General features: G+C 50.3%; 18 protein-coding genes. 10 read left to right on the top strand and 8 right to left on the bottom strand.

The window, feature by feature from the left end; all coding sequences use genetic code 11:
- Positions 1 to 90 precede the first annotated feature (90 nt).
- Positions 91 to 993 carry an EamA family transporter gene (locus tag ACYX4J_RS18210; protein WP_444906413.1) on the top strand — a complete coding sequence of 301 codons (903 nt, stop codon included), beginning with the start codon at positions 91 to 93 and terminating at the stop codon, positions 991 to 993.
- Between the two features lie 10 nt (positions 994 to 1003).
- On the opposite strand, the gene metG is transcribed toward ACYX4J_RS18210, so the two are convergent.
- A complete protein-coding gene (metG, locus tag ACYX4J_RS18205; protein ID WP_476177256.1) occupies positions 1004 to 3031 on the bottom strand; it encodes a methionine--tRNA ligase in 2028 nt (675 codons plus the stop codon).
- A 211-nt stretch (positions 3032 to 3242) separates the two neighbouring features.
- On the opposite strand from metG, the gene apbC reads away from it, so the two are divergent.
- Together apbC and ACYX4J_RS18195 are read left to right on the top strand one after the other, a co-directional pair.
- Positions 3243 to 4394: an iron-sulfur cluster carrier protein ApbC gene (gene apbC / locus ACYX4J_RS18200; protein WP_476177255.1), complete on the top strand. Its 1152-nt coding sequence runs from the start codon at positions 3243 to 3245 to the stop codon at positions 4392 to 4394.
- Positions 4395 to 4986: 592 nt separating this feature from the next.
- Positions 4987 to 5379, top strand: coding sequence for a hypothetical protein (locus ACYX4J_RS18195; RefSeq protein ID WP_445360481.1), 393 nt, complete (start codon positions 4987 to 4989; stop codon positions 5377 to 5379).
- Between the two features lie 8 nt (positions 5380 to 5387).
- Here the strand turns inward: ACYX4J_RS18195 and trhO are convergent, their stop codons facing one another.
- Positions 5388 to 6389 (bottom strand): oxygen-dependent tRNA uridine(34) hydroxylase TrhO, encoded by a 1002-nt coding sequence (gene trhO / locus ACYX4J_RS18190; protein WP_445360480.1) that lies wholly within the window; start codon positions 6387 to 6389, stop codon positions 5388 to 5390.
- Positions 6390 to 6538: 149 nt separating this feature from the next.
- Here trhO and ACYX4J_RS18185 point away from each other — a divergent pair, with 149 nt between their 5' ends.
- Together ACYX4J_RS18185 and ACYX4J_RS18180 are read left to right on the top strand one after the other, a co-directional pair.
- Positions 6539 to 6847, top strand: a complete 309-nt coding sequence (locus ACYX4J_RS18185) for a hypothetical protein (RefSeq protein WP_476177254.1) — start codon at positions 6539 to 6541, stop codon at positions 6845 to 6847.
- A gap of 203 nt (positions 6848 to 7050) precedes the next feature.
- Positions 7051 to 7584 (top strand): hypothetical protein, encoded by a 534-nt coding sequence (locus tag ACYX4J_RS18180; RefSeq protein WP_282934257.1) that lies wholly within the window; start codon positions 7051 to 7053, stop codon positions 7582 to 7584.
- 90 nt (positions 7585 to 7674) lie between these two features.
- Here ACYX4J_RS18180 and ACYX4J_RS18175 read toward each other — a convergent pair whose 3' ends face one another.
- From ACYX4J_RS18175 to ydiJ, 3 genes are all read right to left on the bottom strand, one after another.
- Entirely contained in the window at positions 7675 to 8079 is a 405-nt protein-coding gene (locus ACYX4J_RS18175; protein ID WP_238152122.1) for a 3D domain-containing protein, read from the bottom strand.
- Positions 8080 to 8585: 506 nt separating this feature from the next.
- Positions 8586 to 9323: a tetratricopeptide repeat protein gene (locus ACYX4J_RS18170; RefSeq protein ID WP_444914752.1), complete on the bottom strand. Its 738-nt coding sequence runs from the start codon at positions 9321 to 9323 to the stop codon at positions 8586 to 8588.
- Between the two features lie 74 nt (positions 9324 to 9397).
- Entirely contained in the window at positions 9398 to 12433 is a 3036-nt protein-coding gene (ydiJ, locus tag ACYX4J_RS18165) for a D-2-hydroxyglutarate dehydrogenase YdiJ (protein WP_476177253.1), read from the bottom strand.
- Between the two features lie 242 nt (positions 12434 to 12675).
- Here ydiJ and ACYX4J_RS18160 point away from each other — a divergent pair, with 242 nt between their 5' ends.
- The 3 genes from ACYX4J_RS18160 to ACYX4J_RS18150 are packed head-to-tail and all read left to right on the top strand — an operon-like array spanning position 12676 to position 16060.
- Positions 12676 to 13638 (top strand): YbgA family protein, encoded by a 963-nt coding sequence (locus ACYX4J_RS18160; protein WP_445363233.1) that lies wholly within the window; start codon positions 12676 to 12678, stop codon positions 13636 to 13638.
- 8 nt (positions 13639 to 13646) lie between these two features.
- The gene (locus tag ACYX4J_RS18155) at positions 13647 to 14588 is read left to right on the top strand and encodes a MerR family transcriptional regulator (RefSeq protein ID WP_445355065.1); all 942 of its coding nucleotides are present in this window, start codon (positions 13647 to 13649) and stop codon (positions 14586 to 14588) included.
- Complete coding sequence (locus tag ACYX4J_RS18150; protein ID WP_476177252.1) at positions 14585 to 16060, top strand: cryptochrome/photolyase family protein; 1476 nt, start codon at positions 14585 to 14587, stop codon at positions 16058 to 16060. Before ACYX4J_RS18155 ends, ACYX4J_RS18150 begins: the two co-directional genes overlap by 4 nt.
- Positions 16061 to 16081: 21 nt before the next feature.
- Here ACYX4J_RS18150 and ACYX4J_RS18145 read toward each other — a convergent pair whose 3' ends face one another.
- Positions 16082 to 16267 carry a CPXCG motif-containing cysteine-rich protein gene (locus tag ACYX4J_RS18145; protein WP_476178669.1) on the bottom strand — a complete coding sequence of 62 codons (186 nt, stop codon included), beginning with the start codon at positions 16265 to 16267 and terminating at the stop codon, positions 16082 to 16084.
- A gap of 154 nt (positions 16268 to 16421) precedes the next feature.
- On the opposite strand from ACYX4J_RS18145, the gene ACYX4J_RS18140 reads away from it, so the two are divergent.
- On the top strand, positions 16422 to 16895 hold the full coding sequence (locus tag ACYX4J_RS18140) for a hypothetical protein (RefSeq protein ID WP_476177251.1): 474 nt from the start codon (positions 16422 to 16424) through the stop codon (positions 16893 to 16895).
- Positions 16896 to 17086: 191 nt separating this feature from the next.
- The gene (locus ACYX4J_RS18135) at positions 17087 to 17527 is read left to right on the top strand and encodes a YqaA family protein (RefSeq protein WP_444912129.1); all 441 of its coding nucleotides are present in this window, start codon (positions 17087 to 17089) and stop codon (positions 17525 to 17527) included.
- A 127-nt stretch (positions 17528 to 17654) separates the two neighbouring features.
- Here the strand turns inward: ACYX4J_RS18135 and ACYX4J_RS18130 are convergent, their stop codons facing one another.
- Entirely contained in the window at positions 17655 to 18287 is a 633-nt protein-coding gene (locus ACYX4J_RS18130; protein WP_444906404.1) for a 2OG-Fe dioxygenase family protein, read from the bottom strand.
- Between the two features lie 190 nt (positions 18288 to 18477).
- Positions 18478 to 19494 carry a S41 family peptidase gene (locus ACYX4J_RS18125; protein WP_476177250.1) on the bottom strand — a complete coding sequence of 339 codons (1017 nt, stop codon included), beginning with the start codon at positions 19492 to 19494 and terminating at the stop codon, positions 18478 to 18480.
- Between the last annotated feature and the right edge of the window lie 176 nt (positions 19495 to 19670).

Here is a 19670-nt window from a genome sequence, read left to right as displayed (position 1 = left end):
AAACTTTGCTGGCCAGCGGCCTTAACTGCGCATATTCGTGGCTACGGTTGGTTTGTCGGGGCCTTTCTGTCGCAATTGAAGAGGGCCTCTATGGGAATATCGTTTACCGCTGCCAGTCTTGTTTTAATTTCTGCATTTCTACACGCGGGTTGGAATTTACTGGGGAAGTCCCGCACACCAACTCCCGCCTTTTTTTGTATCGCGACTCTCAGTGTTGGAATTTTTCTTTTACCGCTAAATTTTTGGTTGCTATATCAGGTTGATTCGCTCCCGCGAAGTTTTTGGATCCTACTTATCGGTAGTGGTTTTTTTCAAATGATTTATATGGGGGGCTTATCCCTCGCCTACCAGCGAGCCAATATGGGATTGGTCTATCCCGTTGCTCGAGCATTGCCGGTATTGCTGGTTGCACTGGCAACGGTATTGTTGGGGCAATCGTTGCCTCCACTCGCCTGGGTGGGAATGCTGTTGGTGACAATTGGCTGCCTGCTGGTACCGCTGGTGTATTTCCGCGAGTGGCACTGGAGAGCTTATTGGCGCGCGGACTGCGCCTGGGCGCTGGTAGCAGCCATTGGCACTGTGGGCTATTCACTGGCGGATAAAGGGGCGCTGATTTACCTGGGGGATGCTGCGGGAGGCACTATCCCTGCGCTTGTTCTGGCCTACAGCTATTTGGGGATGCAGTTTCTCGCCTGTGGTGTATGGCTGCTTCTGGGGTGCTTGGGTCAGAGTGGCACTGCGCCATTGATCCAAAGTTTTCGGGATTTGAAGGTTGGGGCTCTGACCGGTGCCATGATGGGAGCGACTTACGGCCTGGTACTGCTGGCGATGACAATGACTGAAAATGTGAGTTATGTAGTCGCCCTAAGGCAGTTGAGTATTCCCCTGGGCGTGGGCTTGGCGGTCTGGTTACTCAAGGAGCCGGCACACAGGCCCCAGCTGCTGGGAGTGGGGCTGGTGTGTGCCGGCTTGATTGCAGTTTCCCTGCGTTAGCGCAGGGAAATTACATTACGCGCATACCGGGTTTGGCTCCCTCGTGGGGCTCCAGTATCCACAGGTCCTTACCTCCGGGACCCGCTGCCAGAACCATGCCTTCACTGACACCAAAGCGCATTTTACGCGGCGCTAGGTTAGCGACCATAACGGTGTGCTTACCTTCCAGGTCTTCAGGGGCGTAGGCGCTTTTAATACCGGCAAATACCTGGCGGGTTTCGCCGCCCAGGTCCAGGGTTAAGCGCAGCAGTTTACCGGCGCCTTCAACGTGTTCAGCTTTGGCGATCAGGGCGATCCTCAGGTCTACTTTGGCGAAGTCATCAAACTGGATTTCCTCGGCAATGGGGTCCTCCGCCAGAGGGCCGGTAGCAGCTTTGGTTTCCGCTTGTAGCTGGGCCAGGGATTCCGCAGCCGCATCCATAACCGCATCTACCTGGGTTTTCTCCACCCGTTGCAGCAGCGGCTTGAACTTCTTGATTTCGTGATCTGTCAGCGGTTTGGTTGCGCTGTTCCAATCCAGCTCACTGTTGAGGAACTCCGCCGCTTTTTGTGCAGTGTTGGGCAATACCGGGGCGAGCCAGGTGATCAGGGCGCGGAACATATTCACACCCTGGGAGCAAATAGCCAGAACCTCAGCTTCGGTGCCCTCCTGCTTGGCCAGGGACCAGGGAGCCTTGTCGGCGATCCAGGCGTTGGCGGCGTCGGCCAGAGCCATAATGTCGCGCATGGCGCGGGCGTATTCTCGCTGCTCGTAATACTCAGCAATTCGTGGAGCCGCTTCTACAAATTGGTTCCACAATTGTTCGTCGGCCAGTTCGCCGGCCAGCTTGCCACCGGACTTGCTGACAAACTTGGCGGTGCGGGAGGCGATATTGACTACTTTACCCACCAGGTCAGAGTTCACCTTGGCGATAAAATCGTCCAGGTTCAGATCCAGGTCATCGACGCCACCGGTCAGTTTGGCGGCGAAGTAGTAGCGCAAATACTCAGGGCTCAAGTGATCCAGGTAGTTGCGGGCATTGATAAAGGTGCCGCGGGACTTGGACATCTTCTTGCCGTTTACGGTAAGGAAGCCGTGTACGCAAACTTTGTTGGGGGTGCGGAAGTCCGCTGAGTCCAGCATGGCTGGCCAAAAGAGTGCGTGGAAGTTGACGATATCCTTGCCGATAAAGTGGTAGACCTCGGCGTCGCTGTCTTTTTTCCAGTACTCCTGCCAGTCCAGCCCCTTGTTGTCGCAGTAGTTTTTGAGACTGGCCATATAGCCAATGGGAGCGTCGAGCCACACGTAGAAATATTTGCCCGGCGCATCGGGAATTTCGAAACCGAAGTAAGGGGCGTCGCGGGAAATATCCCACTCTTGCAGGCCCTCTTCCAGCCATTCGGCCAGCTTATTGGCCACTTCATCCTGGAGGGTACCGGAGCGGGTCCACTCGCGCAGGTATTCGGTGAATGGGGGCAGGGTAAAGAAGAAGTGCTCTGACTCCTTCTCTATCGGAGTGGCGCCGGAGATCGCTGATACCGGATCGATCAGTTCGGTAGGGCTGTAGGTGGCGCCACAGGCTTCACAGTTATCACCATACTGGTCGGGTGTGCTGCAGCGGGGGCAGGTTCCCTTGATATAGCGATCCGCCAGGAAAAGCTGTTTCTCTGGATCGAAAGCCTGGGTAATAGTGCGCGATGCGATGTGGCCGTTTTCGCTGAGGCGGCGGTAGATCATTGCCGACAGCTCGCGGTTTTCCTCTGAATGGGTGGAGTGATAGTTGTCCACACCAATCAGGAAGTCGGCGAAGTCGCGCTCGTGTTCTGCCTGCATATTGGCGATATGCTGTTCCGGGGTCAGGCCCAGTTGTTCAGCCTTCAGCATAATTGCAGTGCCGTGAGCATCGTCGGCACAGATATACAGGCAGTTATTACCGCGCGCACGCTGGAAGCGGGCCCAAATATCGGTTTGGATATATTCGAGCACATGGCCCAGATGTAGGGAGCCATTGGCATAGGGCAGTGCGCTGGTGACGAGAATGTTGCGCGTATCGGACATCGGTTTTTCCATCGCTGTGGGGTTGCGGCCAGGGACTCACGGAGAGTGGGCCGAAGATCGTCAAAAGACCGCGGAATATAGCAGATTTGCACTATGTCGTGGAGGGATCAAGCTGGCTTATGTGAATCCTTGTTTGGCTGCTGTGGCTGGTGTTAGGCCGCGTCATCCGACACAATGCGAGCCAATCTAGAAGCGCTGAGAGGGAGATACCGTGAGCTATCATCATCACGATCATGACGAGCTGTCACAGGAAGTTCAGGCTGAACTGGAGCGACTGGCGGAGTGCCTCGGCCAGTTGCATGATCCTGCCAGTGGCTTGCCGCTGGATGATTTGGACGCAGAAATTGAAGTTGGGTATGAGGACGAAACTGTTTTCGCCGGGATTACCCTGGGATATCCGTGTGCCAGCCAGGAGGCAGATTGGCTCCAGCGGGTGGAGGAGAGCTGTCAGCCGCTGTTGAAAGCCGGGCCCCTCAAAGGCTCCAAGTTGCAGTTTGAGCTGTTCAGCGATATTCCCGCTACGCCGACTTCCGGGGCGCCGGAAACTCTGGCGAAGGTAAAAAACATTGTTGCTGTGGCGTCGGGCAAAGGCGGGGTTGGCAAGTCCACGACTGCGGTCAATCTGGCCCTGGCCCTGGCGGCGGAAGGTGCCCGGGTTGGTTTGTTGGATGCTGATATCTACGGCCCGAGCCTGCCCACCATGCTGGGAACTGAAGACCAGCGCCCGCATGTGAAAGAACAGAAATTCTTTGTGCCGGTAGAGGCTCACGGAATAGAGACAATGTCTCTGGGGTACCTGATGACCGAGGAGACCCCAGCGGTATGGCGCGGGCCTATGGCCAGCGGCGCGCTCAACCAGATTCTCAGTCAAACCCTGTGGGGGGAAAGTCGGGATGGGCTTGATTACCTGGTTGTGGATATGCCCCCGGGTACCGGGGATATTCAATTGACGCTGGCACAGAAAACTACATTGGCCGGTGCGGTAATTGTAACTACCCCTCAAGACCTGGCACTAAAAGATGCCATTAAGGGCGTGGAGATGTTCCGCAAGGTATCGGTACCTGTGCTGGGTATTGTGGAAAATATGGCGCTGCATACTTGTTCCAAGTGTGGTCACAGCGAGCCAATTTTCGGTACCGGTGGCGGTGAGCGAATCGCTGCAGAGTACGATACCCATTTACTGGGAGAGCTTCCGCTGGCACAGAAAATCCGCGCCGATGTGGATAGCGGACAGCCCAGTGTTATTTCCGATCCAGATAGTGAAATTGCTGGTTTTTATTGCGAAATTGCCCGCAAGGCTGCTGCCCAGATCTGGTTAAACAGCAGTGATGACAGCGATATGCCGGAAATCGAAATAAGTTGAACCCATTCGCGATATTGATCACAAAGAAATAATTTTCTTTGTTTTTCTGTTTTTACCGGGCTCCAATATTTCTATATTGATGCAGCCCGGTGTCCCTCATTGAAGTAAGCCGTACTAGTTTGTTCCTTGTTTTATGGTACAGATTTCCTTTTAGCGATAGCCCACTTCTGTCGCGCTCTGGGTAAATTAGAATTTTCAAAATATTTCACAGAATTACCTGGTAAAAAACAGGGGTATTTTGATCGTACTAGTTACTTATTGTTTTAAAAATCATAAAGCCGATATTTTTTTGCGATATAGACCGCTTATGATTTTTAGGTGGCAGTATTTGCAGGTTTTTTGTCGCTTATTAAATGTAGTTGGGGCTGAGGGTATTAAAACGGGTTTACAGGTGCAGTATTTTCGCCGACAAACGTCAAACCCTTTATACGGATGTTGGATTGCCGTTGAGGTAGAAGTAAATATCAGGAGTGTACGAGAAAAAAGTCTGCCTTATTTCGCGTTTTCAATACAGGTAAGACAATAAAAAGAGGCATTGCGGAAGCTGTAGTCGATAAAAATAAAAAAGACAAGCGCACGGGTGCTGTTATCAATGAATTTTCATATTAGCTATCGGCCGGCGGGTGGAATAGCGCGTGTGCTTTTTTTTGGTCCGGTGGGGTATAAGGACAAAATAGAAGCCATTGCACTACTGGTGGAAAAGTATCGTCACCGAAAACCCCTACGTGTACTACTCGACCTGCGTTATGCGCGCAGCAAAACCACACTGGAGGAGCACCAGAAGTTTATTCACTTTATTGCTGAGAACCCTGTACTGCGACGGGCATTTATCGCGGTGTTACATCCGCGAGGGCGCTGGACCTGTCCGCTGCCCAGCCATGGCTCCTGCCTGTGCAGGCTCAGTTCTAGGGAGTTCGTTGTGGAGGCCGAGGCAGAGGCCTGGCTAGCCCAGATAAAGGGCGCACCTCAGCCTCTTGCTCTCTAGGGGAGGAGTTAGGCCTGCTGGTTGCGCGCCTGTTGGGCTTCAGCCTGGCGGCGACGCTCCTCTCTCTTTTGCTCGCGGCGGGAGACGGTTTGCGCGCGGGCGTCCTGGCCAATGTGTACTTCACCGCGCTGTTTGGCTAGCTGAATTTGCTTTTCGCGCTCGCGGAAACGGGCTCGGTCGGCTTCAGGCACCTTGTCGTGGCAGTGCGGGCAGCTTACGCCCTGCTCGAACAGGGGAGACTGCTGGTCTTCCTCTGTGATGGGCATGCGGCATGCGTTGCATTGATCGTATTTGCCGCGTTCCAGGTTGTGGTTGACTGTCACCCGCTCATCGAAAACAAAGCACTCGCCTTCCCACAGGGATTCTTCTGCGGGGACTTCTTCCAGGTACTTCAAAATACCGCCGTGGAGGTGATACACCTCTTCGAAGCCCTGCTCTTTCATATAGGCTGTGGACTTCTCGCAGCGGATACCGCCGGTGCAGAACATGGCGACCTTCTTATGCTTGGCCGGGTCCATATTCTCTTTTACGTACTGTGGGAACTCGCGGAAAGTCTCAGTTTCCGGGTTGATGGAATTCTTGAAAGTACCGACCTGGAATTCATAGTCATTGCGGGTGTCGACGACAACAACTTCTGGATCGCTGATCAGGGCATTCCAGTCTTTGGGTTTGACATAGGTGCCGACGGTGCGCAGTGGGTCAATACCCTCTACACCCATGGTGACAATTTCCTTCTTTAGCTTCACTTTGCTGCGCAGGAAGGGCATTGCCTGGGTGATGGACTCTTTGTAGTCCAGGTCGGCGAGGCGCTTGTCTGACTTCAAATGGGCTAATACCGCGTCGATACCTTCGCGGGAGCCGGCTACGGTGCCATTGATACCCTCTTGGGCCAACAGCAGGGTGCCGCGAACACTGTTTTCTTGCATCACCTCCAGCAGAGGGGCGCGAAGCGTTTCAAAGTTCTCAAGGGTAACGAACTTATACAGTGCACAGACAACAAATTGGTTCATGGTACTTCCTCAGTTGCGGGCCGGATCGCAAATCCGGAGCAGAAAAAATCGCCGCGCATTTTATCGCAAAAAAAGGAGCTTGTCGTACAGTAAGCAGGCGGTCCGCATCTGCAAGAAAAGGGATTTGTAGTTGACCGCCGGGCCGCAAGTTGTCAAAGTTCTGGCCGAAATTTCAAGGTCACAGCGAGGCGAATCCCATGGGCGAAGAGTTTGCACCGAAAGAGTCGGAGTTGAGCCAGATCTATCGGGAGGGCGAGGTTTCCGTCCAGATCGATATTTATGAAGATGGTGAGGGCGGCTGGCTGCTTGAAATCGTCGATGAACACAACAACTCAACCGTTTGGGAAGATGCGTTTGAGACTGAGCGGGAAGCGCTGGACGAAGCGCTCGATGCTCTTAAAGAGGAGGGGATCGCTACCTTTGTTGGGCCAGTTCAGGAAGTCGACGGCAGCTGGTAAGTCCTCTTCAGAGTGAATCGGCTGACTGGCAATTCTCACAGGGAGTTGTGGTAAAAGTCGGCTGACATTTGTTCAAACTGCTATGGTTAATGTGAGAAGGGAATCGCGACTGTGTAACAGCACACCCAATCACAGTGCCGCCGCAAGACAATGGTGGAATCCAGGTCTCCGGCGGTACTACCTAACCTGCGGTTACCCTCCCAATGAACCTGCGCTACCTTATTCTGCTGGTGACTGTATTAAGTCCACTGGTATCCGCAGAGAGCATCCGCCTTTCCAATCGACAGCTGCTCACCACTGACTTGAAAGAAGCCCGACTTATCTCCGAATTGAGTGGCTATGCCATTGTTGCCGGGCGCCATTGTCTCGATTGCGACGAGAACCTGGCAATTTATATACAGAGAGTTGGCCGCGCCGATATGGGGATAAACCCAGAGAAAATTGGTATTGAGGCTGATCGCTATACCTATCCCGGCCGCTATCTAGATTACATGACCAAGAAACTGGTGGAAAAAACCCGCATGTTTTATGGGCTCTGTCACGAGGGGCAGCCATCGCTTTTATGGCTAACGGAATACAGGGAGGGTGAGCGCTGGGTAAAATCAGAATACTTAATATTAATTGGCGAGGATGGATTAAAACATCGCTATACCGAGAACCAGCAGCCGAGCCTGTTTTATATCGGAAATTCAAATTGTATAGAGCTAGAAGGGTTTTTAATGGAGATGGAACCCTGATTGCTTTTTGGTGGATTAGATAAATTCTTTTAATAATAAAAAAACCCCGCTGGAGGGCGGGGTCACAAGCTCTGTTGAAATTAGGTCTAATTACTTTACGGGTTCAAAAACAATCTTCAGTTTTTTCTTGCCCCAGGCGCGGGCTTTCTTAATGTCTTTCTCCATCCAAACATCGATTCGGTTAGTAAAACGCTTGTTCATACGGTCGCGCACGGTATAGGTGCCAGGCAGACCTTCAATTTTAACTTTGGCGCCGTTAGTCAGACCGTGTTTTTCCAGGTCACGGGATACGGCGATAATTTTGTCACCGGGGCGCAGGCGGTTGTTCCAAGCTGCTACCCAGGGATCACTGTCAGTTTGTCCGGGTACAGAGTTGTAAGCAGTTGCGTCAACAATCATGGTTTTCTTAAGTGCTGCTGAGGCATTAACGCTTACACCGATAGCGAGCAAGGCAGCAATAAAAAAGGCAGTATTTCGCAGAGTCTGTTTCATCATGTCCCATTACCTCCAGGTCATAAATGGTCACAAGCCAAGGGCTGCTTGTGAAATTTCCAAGTTTGTTTGGAAATCGTTGATCAATATTTAATCAACGCTGGCTATATTACCGGCGATTCCTGAGGTATCAACTTTTTCCTGCAAAGCGAGAAAAAGCCGTATGAATTGGCGGGTTACTTACAGAAAATAAAAAAATGGCTTAATTTTCAGATGTAAAGAACAATAAAATTGCACTGTATATATTTTGTACAGAAGGAAATGGCCGGATAGAACCCAGCTCCTTGGTAAATGGTTTCAAAAGAGAAAAATTGCGTGACAGCGATGTCATTCTAAAGAGTCGTGCTAGGAGTGGTGGAGGGCATTGCTTAGCATGACTGGAACAGTAAAAAATTCCTCATAAATTATTTGTGACTTATTCTCCATATATTGCTGATATGACAAAAAACAGCAGGTTTTAGCGGAAAAACCGGTGCGCCACATTAAAAAGTACAGGGAATCCCCAGTACTTACAGCGCGGTTTCGGGGTTTTCCAGTATCGGTTCCACCTGGCTGCGCAATGCGGATAAGTAGTCACTGTCTTCCTGGAGGTCCGGCAGCTTGTGCTGTATGTCCAGCTTCACCGTTTTTTCCAACCAGATGATGGCTTCCTCCAGGTTTCCCTGCCATTCACAGACTTGCCCCAGGTTGAAATAGGTGATGGCAAGGTTCTGCCATTCCGCCTGTTCGCGCAGGCCTTGAATTGCACTCTTATATAGAAGGTAAGCCGAGCGTAGAAGATGAGCTCGCTGAGTGTGCTCCTTCTCCGTTGCTGCTTGCTGATGGTAAGTGTGTGCCATGGCTGACCGCACTCTCGCGGTGGACTGCGGTAGCACCGCGCCCTCATCCAGGTAATTGAGGACCGATTCGAACTGTGCGCGGGCAAGGGGGTAGAGGTCAGGTCGCGCTTGGGCGCTAAATGCATTGAGCACAATGCCGTAGCGGTAGCGCAGGGCCTGTTGTTGATCCGGATAGTCAGATAGTGAGGAGATGGCCTTTTCGTAAAGTGGCAGTGCGTCGGCGTAGTTGCCCGTGCGGGCGTAGGTTTCAGCCTCAGTAACCAATGCCAGGGAGTGTTGGGCCTGGGATAGATGGTGCCCTAATTGTTTTTTCCCGGAGTTTGAGCTTATGGATATTGCTGCTAGCAATACGGCGATGCCAAGCAGTGCATAAAACAGCATGAGCAGGTTTGAGAGATGTTTGTGCATAGGCACTTCCCGCAGGCTACTTTGGGTGGACGGTAAGAGACCCGGAGATATGGGCCTCTTACGTCAGTAAATGCCTATTTATCCAGTTGTGCCAGTAGCCCCTGTAGCGGATGGCGCAAGGATACGCCTGCAAAGCGACTGGCCTGGCAACGACAGGAATAGCCGGTGGCCAACTGGTTTTCGCCACTGTTCAATCGGGGCGCCCAGGATTGCTGGAAAATGACTCGTGAGGTCTCTTTGTGATCTGCTTCGTGGCCATAGGTACCAGCCATACCGCAGCAGCCGAGGCTCTCGGTAGCGAGTTCCAGGCCCAGGGCAGTGAAAACATTTTGCCAGTCTTTCACCGAGGCGGTGGCATTGGTTTGTTCACTGCAATGGGGCAGAAGCTGGAAGTTGGCGGGCGCTATGCGGTGGCGCTGTTGTTCCAGGTGCTCCCGCTGGGAAGCCAGCCATTCCTGTAACAAGTGGACCTTGGGTGCCTCATCGCCCATCAGCTTTTTATACTCGGAGCGATAAGTCAGGGTCATTGAGGGGTCGATGCCCACAAGGGGAATACCGCTGGCGGCGAGGTCGTTAAGCATCTGGCTGTTTAATTCAGCGACCCTCTGGAACTGGCGCAGGAAACCGTGGACATGCAGGGGTTTACCGTTGGCGCGGTAGGGCGCCAGCATGGGGACAAAATCGAGCTGCTTTAGCAAGCGCACAATGTCGGCAACCACTTGGGCATCAAAATAACTGGTAAAAGCATCCTGCACTATCACCACTGCGCGACTGCGCTGTGCCGGGCCCAAGGACTCCAGGCAGGCGGCACTGGCGACAGGCACACCCAGCTCCGCCATAGTCGCTTTCAAGGTTTTTTCCGATAACAGTGGGCTGTCCACCATGCCGAACAGGCGCTCCATCAGGAAGGAAACTGGCTTGAGTTTTAGTGGCCAGTTGTATAACTGAGGTAGCTTGGCCAGGTGTGGCATCAGGAATTCCAGCCCACCGACGGCGTAATCTTTTAGCGGACGCAAATAGCGGCTGTAGTAGAGTTCGAGGAATTTGCTGCGAAACTCCGGCACATCCACTTTTATCGGGCACTGCCCTACACAGGATTTACACGCCAGACAGCCTTGCATCGCCTCGTTAACTTCGTGATTGAAATCGTACTCGCCACGGGTTTTTGCCAGGGAATTGATAATGCGCTTGGGGAGTCCGACAAAAAAGGAGCGTTCCCGCAGGCGCTGGGCACTGGAGACCGCATCAACATTTTTTTCGCTGAGCAATCGCAGCCATTCGCGCATTAAAGAGGCGCGCCCTTTGGGAGAGTGAATACGGTTGCGAGTGGCCTTGTAGGAAGGGCACATGGCATCGTCGGGGTTCCAGTTAAAGCAAGCGCCATTGCCGTTGCAGTGCACACCTTCCTCATAGCCCTCCCAGACCTGGGCGGGAATTTGCCGGTCCCGCTCGCCTCGGGTGGATACTTCGTCAATTTTCAGCAGCTGGCTGTCATCATTGGGGGTAGCTATTTTCCCCGGATTGAGTTGGTTGCGAGGATCGAAGGCGGCTTTGATTTTTTGCAGCTCTGGGTAGAGCTCGCCAAAAAATTCTGGTGCGTATTCAGACCTGACACCTTTCCCATGCTCCCCCCACAAAAGGCCCTTATATTTCTGTGTGAGGGAGACTACCTGATCGGTGATCGGACGAATTTGTGCGGCTTGCTGGGGGTCTTTCATATCAATTGCCGGACGCACGTGCAGCACGCCCGCATCGACATGGCCAAACATACCGTAGTCGAGATTGGCCTCATCCAATACCGTGCGGAACTCAGCGATAAAATCCGCCAGGTTTTCCGGTGGTACTGCCGTGTCCTCGACAAATGGAATTGGGCGTTTTTCTCCCTGGGCATTTCCCAGTAAGCCCACGGCCCGTTTGCGCATGGCCCAGATTCGATTGACCTCGGCGTGGCCTCGGGCAATGGAATAACCGAAACTTTTACTTGCTTGGCCAATAGCTTCATCAATATGAGCAGTAAATTGGGCTAGTGCCTGCTCCAATTCCTCTTCGCTATCGGCGGCGTACTCGACTAAATTAATGCCCTTGACCGGGCGATCATCCGCTGGGAAAAATTCACTGACGCTGTGCCAGACGATATCTTCCATCGCCAGCTGCAGCACTTTGCTGTCCACTGTCTCGATAGACATGGGACCGGCCAGCATCAGGTCTTTGGCGTCGCGTAGCGCCTCTTGAAAATGGTCGTACTTTAAATTGACCAGAGCGACACATTTGGGAATTGGCAACAGGTTGAGTTTTGCCTCGGCGATAAAACCCAGGGTTCCCTCTGAGCCACAGAGAACACTATTGAGGTTAAAGCCTTTGTCGTCGCGAATATGAGCCAGGTCGTAGCCGGTGAGGCAGCGGTTCAGCTTGGGAAACTTTGCTGTGATTAATTCTGCTTTTGTACGCGCGATAGAATCACAGACTTGGTGAACCTGCGCAGAGCGTTTATCCCCGACACTAACTTGTGCCAGCTCCTCATCGTCGATCGGGGCCGAGTGCCAAACCTCACCGCCCAATAATACCGTGTGTAACTCCAGCACGTGATCGCGGGTTTTGCCGTAGACACATGAACCCTGGCCCGAGGCATCGGTATTGATCATGCCGCCAATGGTGGCTCGGTTACTGGTGGAAAGCTCCGGAGCAAAAAAGAGGCCGTGGGGTTTGAGTGCTGCATTCAGTTGATCTTTGACCACACCGGCCTGTACCCGGACCCAGCGCTTCTCAACATTGATTTCGAGGATCTGGTTCATATGGCGGGAGATATCCACAACCAGTCCATCGGTCAGGGACTGGCCGTTTGTGCCGGTACCACCGCCACGGGGGGATAGCACTACCGAGTGAAACTCCTCCCTGTCAGCCAGCTCGGCGAGCAGCTGCAAGTCGCGATTGTCGCGGGGATAGACAACAGCCTGAGGGAGGACCTGGTATATCGAATTATCGGTAGCCAGAACCGTGCGGCTGGCATAACTGGGGGTGGTATCGCCACGGAAACCTGCGTCCTTCAGTTCCTGCAAGAACTGCAAATAGAGCGCCTGAACCTCGTCGACTTCGCGCAATGCTGGAATCATGAGCTAATCCGTACTTTCCGGGAGGTATGGGCCGCATCGCAGACCGGGGACTGGCGATAAGAGTGCGCGCAGCGCTAAAACTCGGAATGAACGCGGCTTTGCATTGTAGCTTTGGTTTGCATTTGCGCAAGCCACGGCGACCTTGCAGGAGATTTTCAAAAACTTATACAAAGGCAGAGCTTGTATAAGTTTTAGTGGCAGGCTATAAAAAAGGTAGGCCATTACCTGCTCACCTTGTGACTATGAATATTCAATTCCTGCCGCATAAGATTCCCGTTGGTATCAGCCGCTGTGCCGTGGGTGATCCAGTTCGATATAACGGTAGCCATAAGCACAGCAAAGTCTGCACTCAGCTGCTGGGTAATTGCTTTGATCTGCAAGCTTACTGCCCGGAAGTGGCAATAGGCTTGGGAGTGCCCCGCCCGCCAATTCACCTGATTGTCAGTGATCGCCTGCGCGCAGTTGGGCGCGATGACACCAATATCGATGTGACAGAGGATCTTGAGGCTTACGCAGATGAGATAAGCCCGGAGGTTGAGCAGTTGCGCGGTTTTATCCTGATGCAAAAGTCTCCCAGCTGCGGTGTGCGTACTACCCCCCATTACAAAGAAGATGGTCGCGGTGTACTGGCGCATTCGGCAGGTCTATTTGCTGCGCGTGTGAGAGAGAATTTCCCCCACCTCCCTATGGAGGAAGTAGGGCGACTGAATGCCAGCGACATTCGCGAAAACTTTTTAACCCGAGTATTTGCTTACGATGCCTGGCATCGCTATGTATCGCCGGATCCTCGACCCGCTAAAGTTATTGAGTTTTACACCGCTTATAAGTACCTCTTGTTAGCCCATAGCCAGCCTCTGACCCGTACCTTGGGTCAGTTTGTTTCCAACTCTCGTGCGGTGACCCCTGAAGAGTTCGCTTATGAAATTCGTGGGCGGATTATGGATATTCTCTCCCAACATGCATCGCGCAAGGATCGAACCAATGCACTGATGCACAGCCAGGGGCATTTAAAGGGCTATTTAAGCCGGGAAGAGCGGGCTGAGCTGGCCCAGCTTATCGAGGAGTACCGGCAAGGGCATAAACCGATTTCGGCGGTGCTTACTATGCTCCGTCATTACTTGCCGAGAAGCCCACACCACTTTATCCACAGCCAGGTCTTGCTCGCTGCCGAGCCGGCTGAATTAGGTTTATGTGAATTTCGATAATGAGCGTCATGTCCGACCCAGAAGTTGTTGAAAAAAACTATTTTCCGATTCGAGAGATAGCCCGAAGGACCGGGGTGCACCCTGTGACCTTGCGGGCCTGGGAGCGCCGCTATGGTTTACTAAAACCCATGCGCACCAGCAAAGGGCATCGCCTTTATAGTGAAGAGGAAGTCGAGCAGATCGAAAAGGTCCTGCAATGCCTCGCCAGGGGCGTTTCCATTGGTCAAGTGCGAAACTTGTTAGCGCGAGAGCAGGACAAATTGGGGTTGCCAGCGACTACAGGCGATGGAAAAAACAATTGGCAGGCGATGCTGGATGAAACCTCCAGTCTTCTCAGAGACTTTGCAGAACCCCAGCTGCGCCGCCGTCTCGATCAGTGGTTTTCCTCATTCCCTGCCGCTTTGCTGTTGGAGCACTGGCTGAAACCTTTGCATGTGCGGCTTGAGCGATTTCGCCTACCTGAAGCCCATGGAGCGCAGATATTTTTCTGGCCTCTGTTAAAGGAACAGCTACTTCTGGCTAATGGTATGGCCAGGAAAAACCTGGACAAAGACAAGTCCCAGGCGAAGCCCCGTGTTCTTTTACTGGAAATTGGCGTTCAGGGCCAACAGGCATTTATACAGATGTTTATTGCGGTACTCCTTGCTGCGGGAATAGAGGTCATTACCCTGACTTATCCTGCGGGATTATTGGAGCTTGGAAGTACAGTCAAAAAACTGGGTGCTCAGGGAGTGCTTTGCTATAGCCACAAGGCTCTGCCGAAAAATATTCTTGAACGTGAGTTACCAAGTGCTGTTCAGGGGATGACTGATCCTCTGTGGCTTGCGGGTGATTTTATTGAGGTGCAGCGCTTGGCTTTGGCTGATTTAAACCAACTCCCTTTAACAAGAGTACTTGCCGGAAATACAGAGAGCGCAGTTACACAATTGCGGGAGTCTTTTAAGCTATGAGTCGCCCAGTGACTTTGCCGCGTGGCCTGGTATGGCTACGCAGTGACTTACGCCTCAATGATAATTCAGCACTTTACCAGGCCAGTGTGCAATGTAAGGAGGTGGCTGCTGTATTTATTGCCTGTCCGGATACCTGGCAGAGCCAGGATGAAGGCAATCCGCTGGTGACTTTTCGTATCGCCTGTTTGCGTGAATTACAAGATGGATTAGAGGAGCGCAATATACCGCTGTACTTCGTTGAAGTTCCTACTTTTGCTCAGGTTCCAGGGGTTCTTCAGCAAATAGTTGAGCGCCTGAATATCAATGCTCTCTATGCGAATGCTGAATATCCACTCAATGAGTTGCGCCGTGATAATGCAGTAAAAGATTTACTGACAAATGAGGGGGGTCAGGTTCAATTCTATAGTGACCGCACCCTGCTTCCACCGGGAGCAGTAAGAACCGGCGGAGGGGAACCCTACAAGGTGTTTACCCCCTTCAAGCGTGCACTGATTCAATTGTGTGCCGATAGTGAAGTAAAAACCTTGCCTAAGCCTCGGAAAATTTCTACCCGGGAAAATGAAGCACATTGGCCAAAGTGGCTTTCTTTATCTGAAGGGCAGAAATTGAGCCAAAAGATTCCAACGCAACTGTCGACATACTCGATAGATAAGATCGACGATGCAGGCCTGATTAAAGGTTGGCAAGCAGGAGAAAAGGCGGCACTGAAACGGCTCAAGAAGTTCGGTGGAAAAATATCTGCTTATCAGGCAGAGAGAGACTTTCCAGCACTTGATAGTACCTCCTGCTTATCCCCCTACCTAAATAGTGGTGCTGTTTCGATTCGCCAATGTATAGCAATGGCGTTGGATATGAACGAGGGACGTTGGCTGGGTGGAGATGATGGGGCGGCCTGTTGGATTAGCGAATTAATCTGGCGGGAGTTTTATACCCATTTGTTGGTGGACTTTCCCCGTCTGAGTAAAGGGAGGCCATTCAAGCAGGAAACTGACCAAATCCCCTGGTCCTACAATAAGGATCAGTTTGAGCGTTGGACTTTGGGGGAGACTGGGGTTCCGATAGTTGATGCAGCGATGCGACAGTTAAATGAGACTGCCTGGATGCATAATCGATTGCGTATGATAGTAGCTTCATTTCTCAGTAAAAATATGCTGATAGATTGGCGCTGGGGTGAGCGCTACTTTATGCAGCGCTTAATTGATGCAGACTTTGCTTCCAACAATGGGGGCTGGCAGTGGACTGCCTCCACGGGTACTGATGCTGCACCCTATTTCCGTGTATTTAATCCTTATAGTCAGTCGCAACGTTTTGATCCCAATGGAGATTTTATCCGCAAGTTTATACCTGAGCTAAAGGAGCTGAGCGACAAAGCCATACACGATCCACCGCCGACTCAAGGCTATCCTCAAGTGATTTGCGATGTGGGGGCTGGACGGAAGCGAGCGATTGAAGTTTTTGCCAATTTGAAGTGAATTTGAGTGCGACAATGCGACTTAGAACGCTTCATCCTCAGTATGAGCCAAGATAGATAGCTCGCCATTTAAATCGAGTTCCACAAAGAAAACGATAGGTCTACAGCAAACTTGGCAGTCCTCAGTGTACTGTTGAGGCAAAACTGATGAATCAACCAGTATTTTTATGATTTCACCACAATAAGGGCAGTAAATACTTCTCTCCACTATTACCTCTGGCACAGAATAACTCCGTCTGGTGATTGTCAGATTCCCTTCTTTAGTCCATGCGAATTAATAGCATAACTATACTTCAACCTTTAGTCACTCCCCTCTAATTGCAGAGTTACTCAGAAACTCCTTAAAATAGGAAGTGGTAGCCATGAAAATTGCTATGGCGCTGTTGCTTGTCGTATTTATTGTCTTTTCATCTGAGATTTATGCAAGCTCGCGCAGTGAAGTCTCTGATCTTATTAAAAATTTTTACAGCACATTTAATAGTTCATCTCCGCCGAGTAGTTTGAAGAAGTACTTTGCTCAATCCCCTTTATTTTTTATCGGTGAGCAGCCGGGGTTGTCTAGTCATCCCGATTTAATCCCCGTAATTATCGGCCAGCTGCGTAAAACTATGGACCTTGAGAAATATCCATTTTCCGGATTATATATAGAGAAAATTTATGTTTCAGAAGATGGTTCAGCAACATCGCTTGTTGTTTTTCAGCGATCCAAATCAAAAGAAAGGAGTAGGAAAGCTGCCTGCAATATCTTGTCGATAGCAAAACTAGAAGGTGGCTGGAGGATTATGGGGTGGACACTGATTTCGACTTCGGATGAGCGGGTCTGTACTTGGGCCTAAGTAAGTCTGTGTAAGGTTATGAATTCTAAAATGTGTTAACAAGGGTGAATATAAAAAGTAGAGGCTTGTGGCTAGTATCGCTAACACTGATGAGGGGGGGGTTGGGATGTCCCCCTTTTTTCGATTATAGTGGCACAATTATAAGTATAGATAGAAGGAATGCCGAGTTTAGCTAGGTATGAGTCGTCATTATGGGGTACTTTCTTGAGTTTGGATTTTTGGGGCTTTTCGTATCAGCATTCCTGGCAGCGACCATTCTGCCGCTAAGCTCAGAAATTGTAATGACTGGTCTATTACTCCAGGGGCTCTCCCCTTGGGCCCTGATAATAGTCGCCACTACTGGGAATGTAGCGGGCTCTCTTCTCAATTATGCATTAGGCTACTGGGCCAGCTTGGGCATGATCAAGAAATGGTTGAGAATGTCTGAAGAGGAATTTGTAAAGGCTGAACAGAGATTTAAAAAATATGGGGTATTCTCCCTGTTTTTTTCCTGGGTGCCTATTATTGGTGATCCCCTTACTGTAATGGCTGGTATTCTAAGAATTCGCTTGGTTTGGTTTTTGTTGTTGGTTGCCATGGGTAAATGTCTACGCTATCTGGTGATTTGCTATATGGTATTGCAAGCATCTTGATATGGATATTAAGTTAATAAAAGATCTTGGTTTGGTATTTTGAGAGGATTTGAAGTTTGATTTAGGCGGTCATCTTTTTAAGCTTGAAAAAATTCTTTGGGATCTGGTTTGGGTAAGCTTCATGTTTTCATGTGGTGTTTCTATCGTTATGTAATGTAATTACCACAACATCCCTTAAAGCCTCCCCGGGAAAAAGAGGAGTGATGGGGCTTACGTAGTGTTTGAGCGACCTGTCGTTCAAAACCAAAGCTTTTCCAGGGGTTAGTGTGCCATGAAATATAATTTCATTTTCATCCAAGTTGCTGATGAATGATTCGCCTCCATTGACATTATTTCTATTAATACAATTAATCGCTACATAGTCAAACCCATCTTGATGAAAACCCTCAGGGGTGGGGTAAGCGTTGAATTCATCTGTAGCACGAACTCTTATCTGGTGGCACCCGACCTGATATTTTTTTGCCGGTATATATTGTTGGAAAATTAAGTGTCTTACAATATTTTGTGAGAATGTTCGAGCGATTGCTCCTAATGAGGGGTAGTGACGCTCTATATCCCCAAGGTACGTGTTGATTGTTTTACTCTGTATGAAGATGGTATTGTTGCTCCACTCAATTGAATTGCCACTATAGAGTCCTGAACTATATGTTCGGTAGCGATATGGATTTTGGGATTTTAGGTATTCATCTGGAGGGAGGTGGGCAAAGCTGTCCGCAAGTTCTTCAGGAATGTACTTTAGGATTTGAGTAAATTGAAACATCCAATTCGCCCTGCTACACGAATAAGATAAGGGAATGATTTTAGGTTAATGTGAGTGAAAGATTTTTACAATTATTAAGGGCTGTTTTTTTATTTATGGGGTGTTGAATTGATCTGGGAGGGGTGGCTAATAACTAGGACCCCTTCCTGAAGTAGTAGTCTGAAAAGTTATTGAAAGGGGTTAAGGTATTTTAAAGGCTGTCGAAATCCTGCAGTTTTTGTTGAATCTCTTTTAAATGTTCCGGGTGTGCAGTAGAAATTTTGGCCGCTTGTAAGGCGAGCCTATAGGCTGTTGGAAATGCTTTCTCCCGAGATGTCTCGATATCTGGTTTTACACCAGTCCCCTCCCAGTTAGTTTTGGTAATCGGATTAACTGCCTTGGCGATAGGGATTGCTATTTTAAAGCCATTCCCAAGGGGGGAGTACTGCCAGGGATTTGCCCCACCTTTGGTAGCCTCTCCAATAATGGTTGCACGGTCCAGGTGCTTTAAATAGTACGCAAAGGCCTCTGCTGCTGAGAAGGTATCGCTACTGGTTAATATATATACCGGGGTGTCTGCTACCTTTTTACCCTGAACCTTTTCCTGACTCCATATCTCTGTAACATTGCCCGCGGGCTTCCAGTGGATGCTATTGAGGTGGGTGGGTTTATCAAAAAGATAACCGCTGATAAGGCCGCCCATAAAGCCATTACCACCACCATTCTTTCTCAGGTCAAAAATAATAGCGCTGGTATCTTGGATTAATGCCATAGCTGCAGCCACTCGACCTTGGGACTCCTCGTTAACATGGTCAAACCCCCAGAAATCAATATAGCCGATGTTACCCTCTAAAACTTCGACTCGGGTAAATCCAGAATTTTTTCTACTGAGCTTACTAAACCAATCCTCGTGTTTCGGCTGCTGTTGGGGAGATTCTGGATCATCCCAGCTTACGCCAAAGTGTTTATCATGCTTTGTTAAGGCGGATTTAATAATTCCAGCCACTGACTCTGTGTCAGAGGCTTGTCTGAATGCCTCTGACTCTGCAACTTTATTTAATGAAGAGTGAATAGCTTCCAGGTTTTCTTGCAGGACATAGTTGGAGGCAATCTTTTTCTCGATAGAATTAATAAGCTCCAACTTCCTTTCCTGAGAAATTTCAGTGCCGATTGCCGTAAGTGAACAGGAGAGCAAAAGTAAGGTTAGTAATTGTTTCATCTTATCCATGATTTAAATTTACTTATTGATTTTCAGGTGTTAACGATAACACGCAATCAAGCCGTAATAGATAGTCTTGGAAGACCAAGGCTGGTTAACACTAAGTATATCCAGAGGCGCTAAGGGGCCAGTTTCGCACCTATACCGGGATTGGAGTTTTGAAGATTAAAGTTAATCTAAATACA

This window comes from Microbulbifer sp. ABM4_008, from assembly GCF_056311705.1.
The sequence above is the reverse complement of the archived record's forward strand: the minus strand, read 5'-3'. Positions and strand labels throughout refer to the sequence as shown.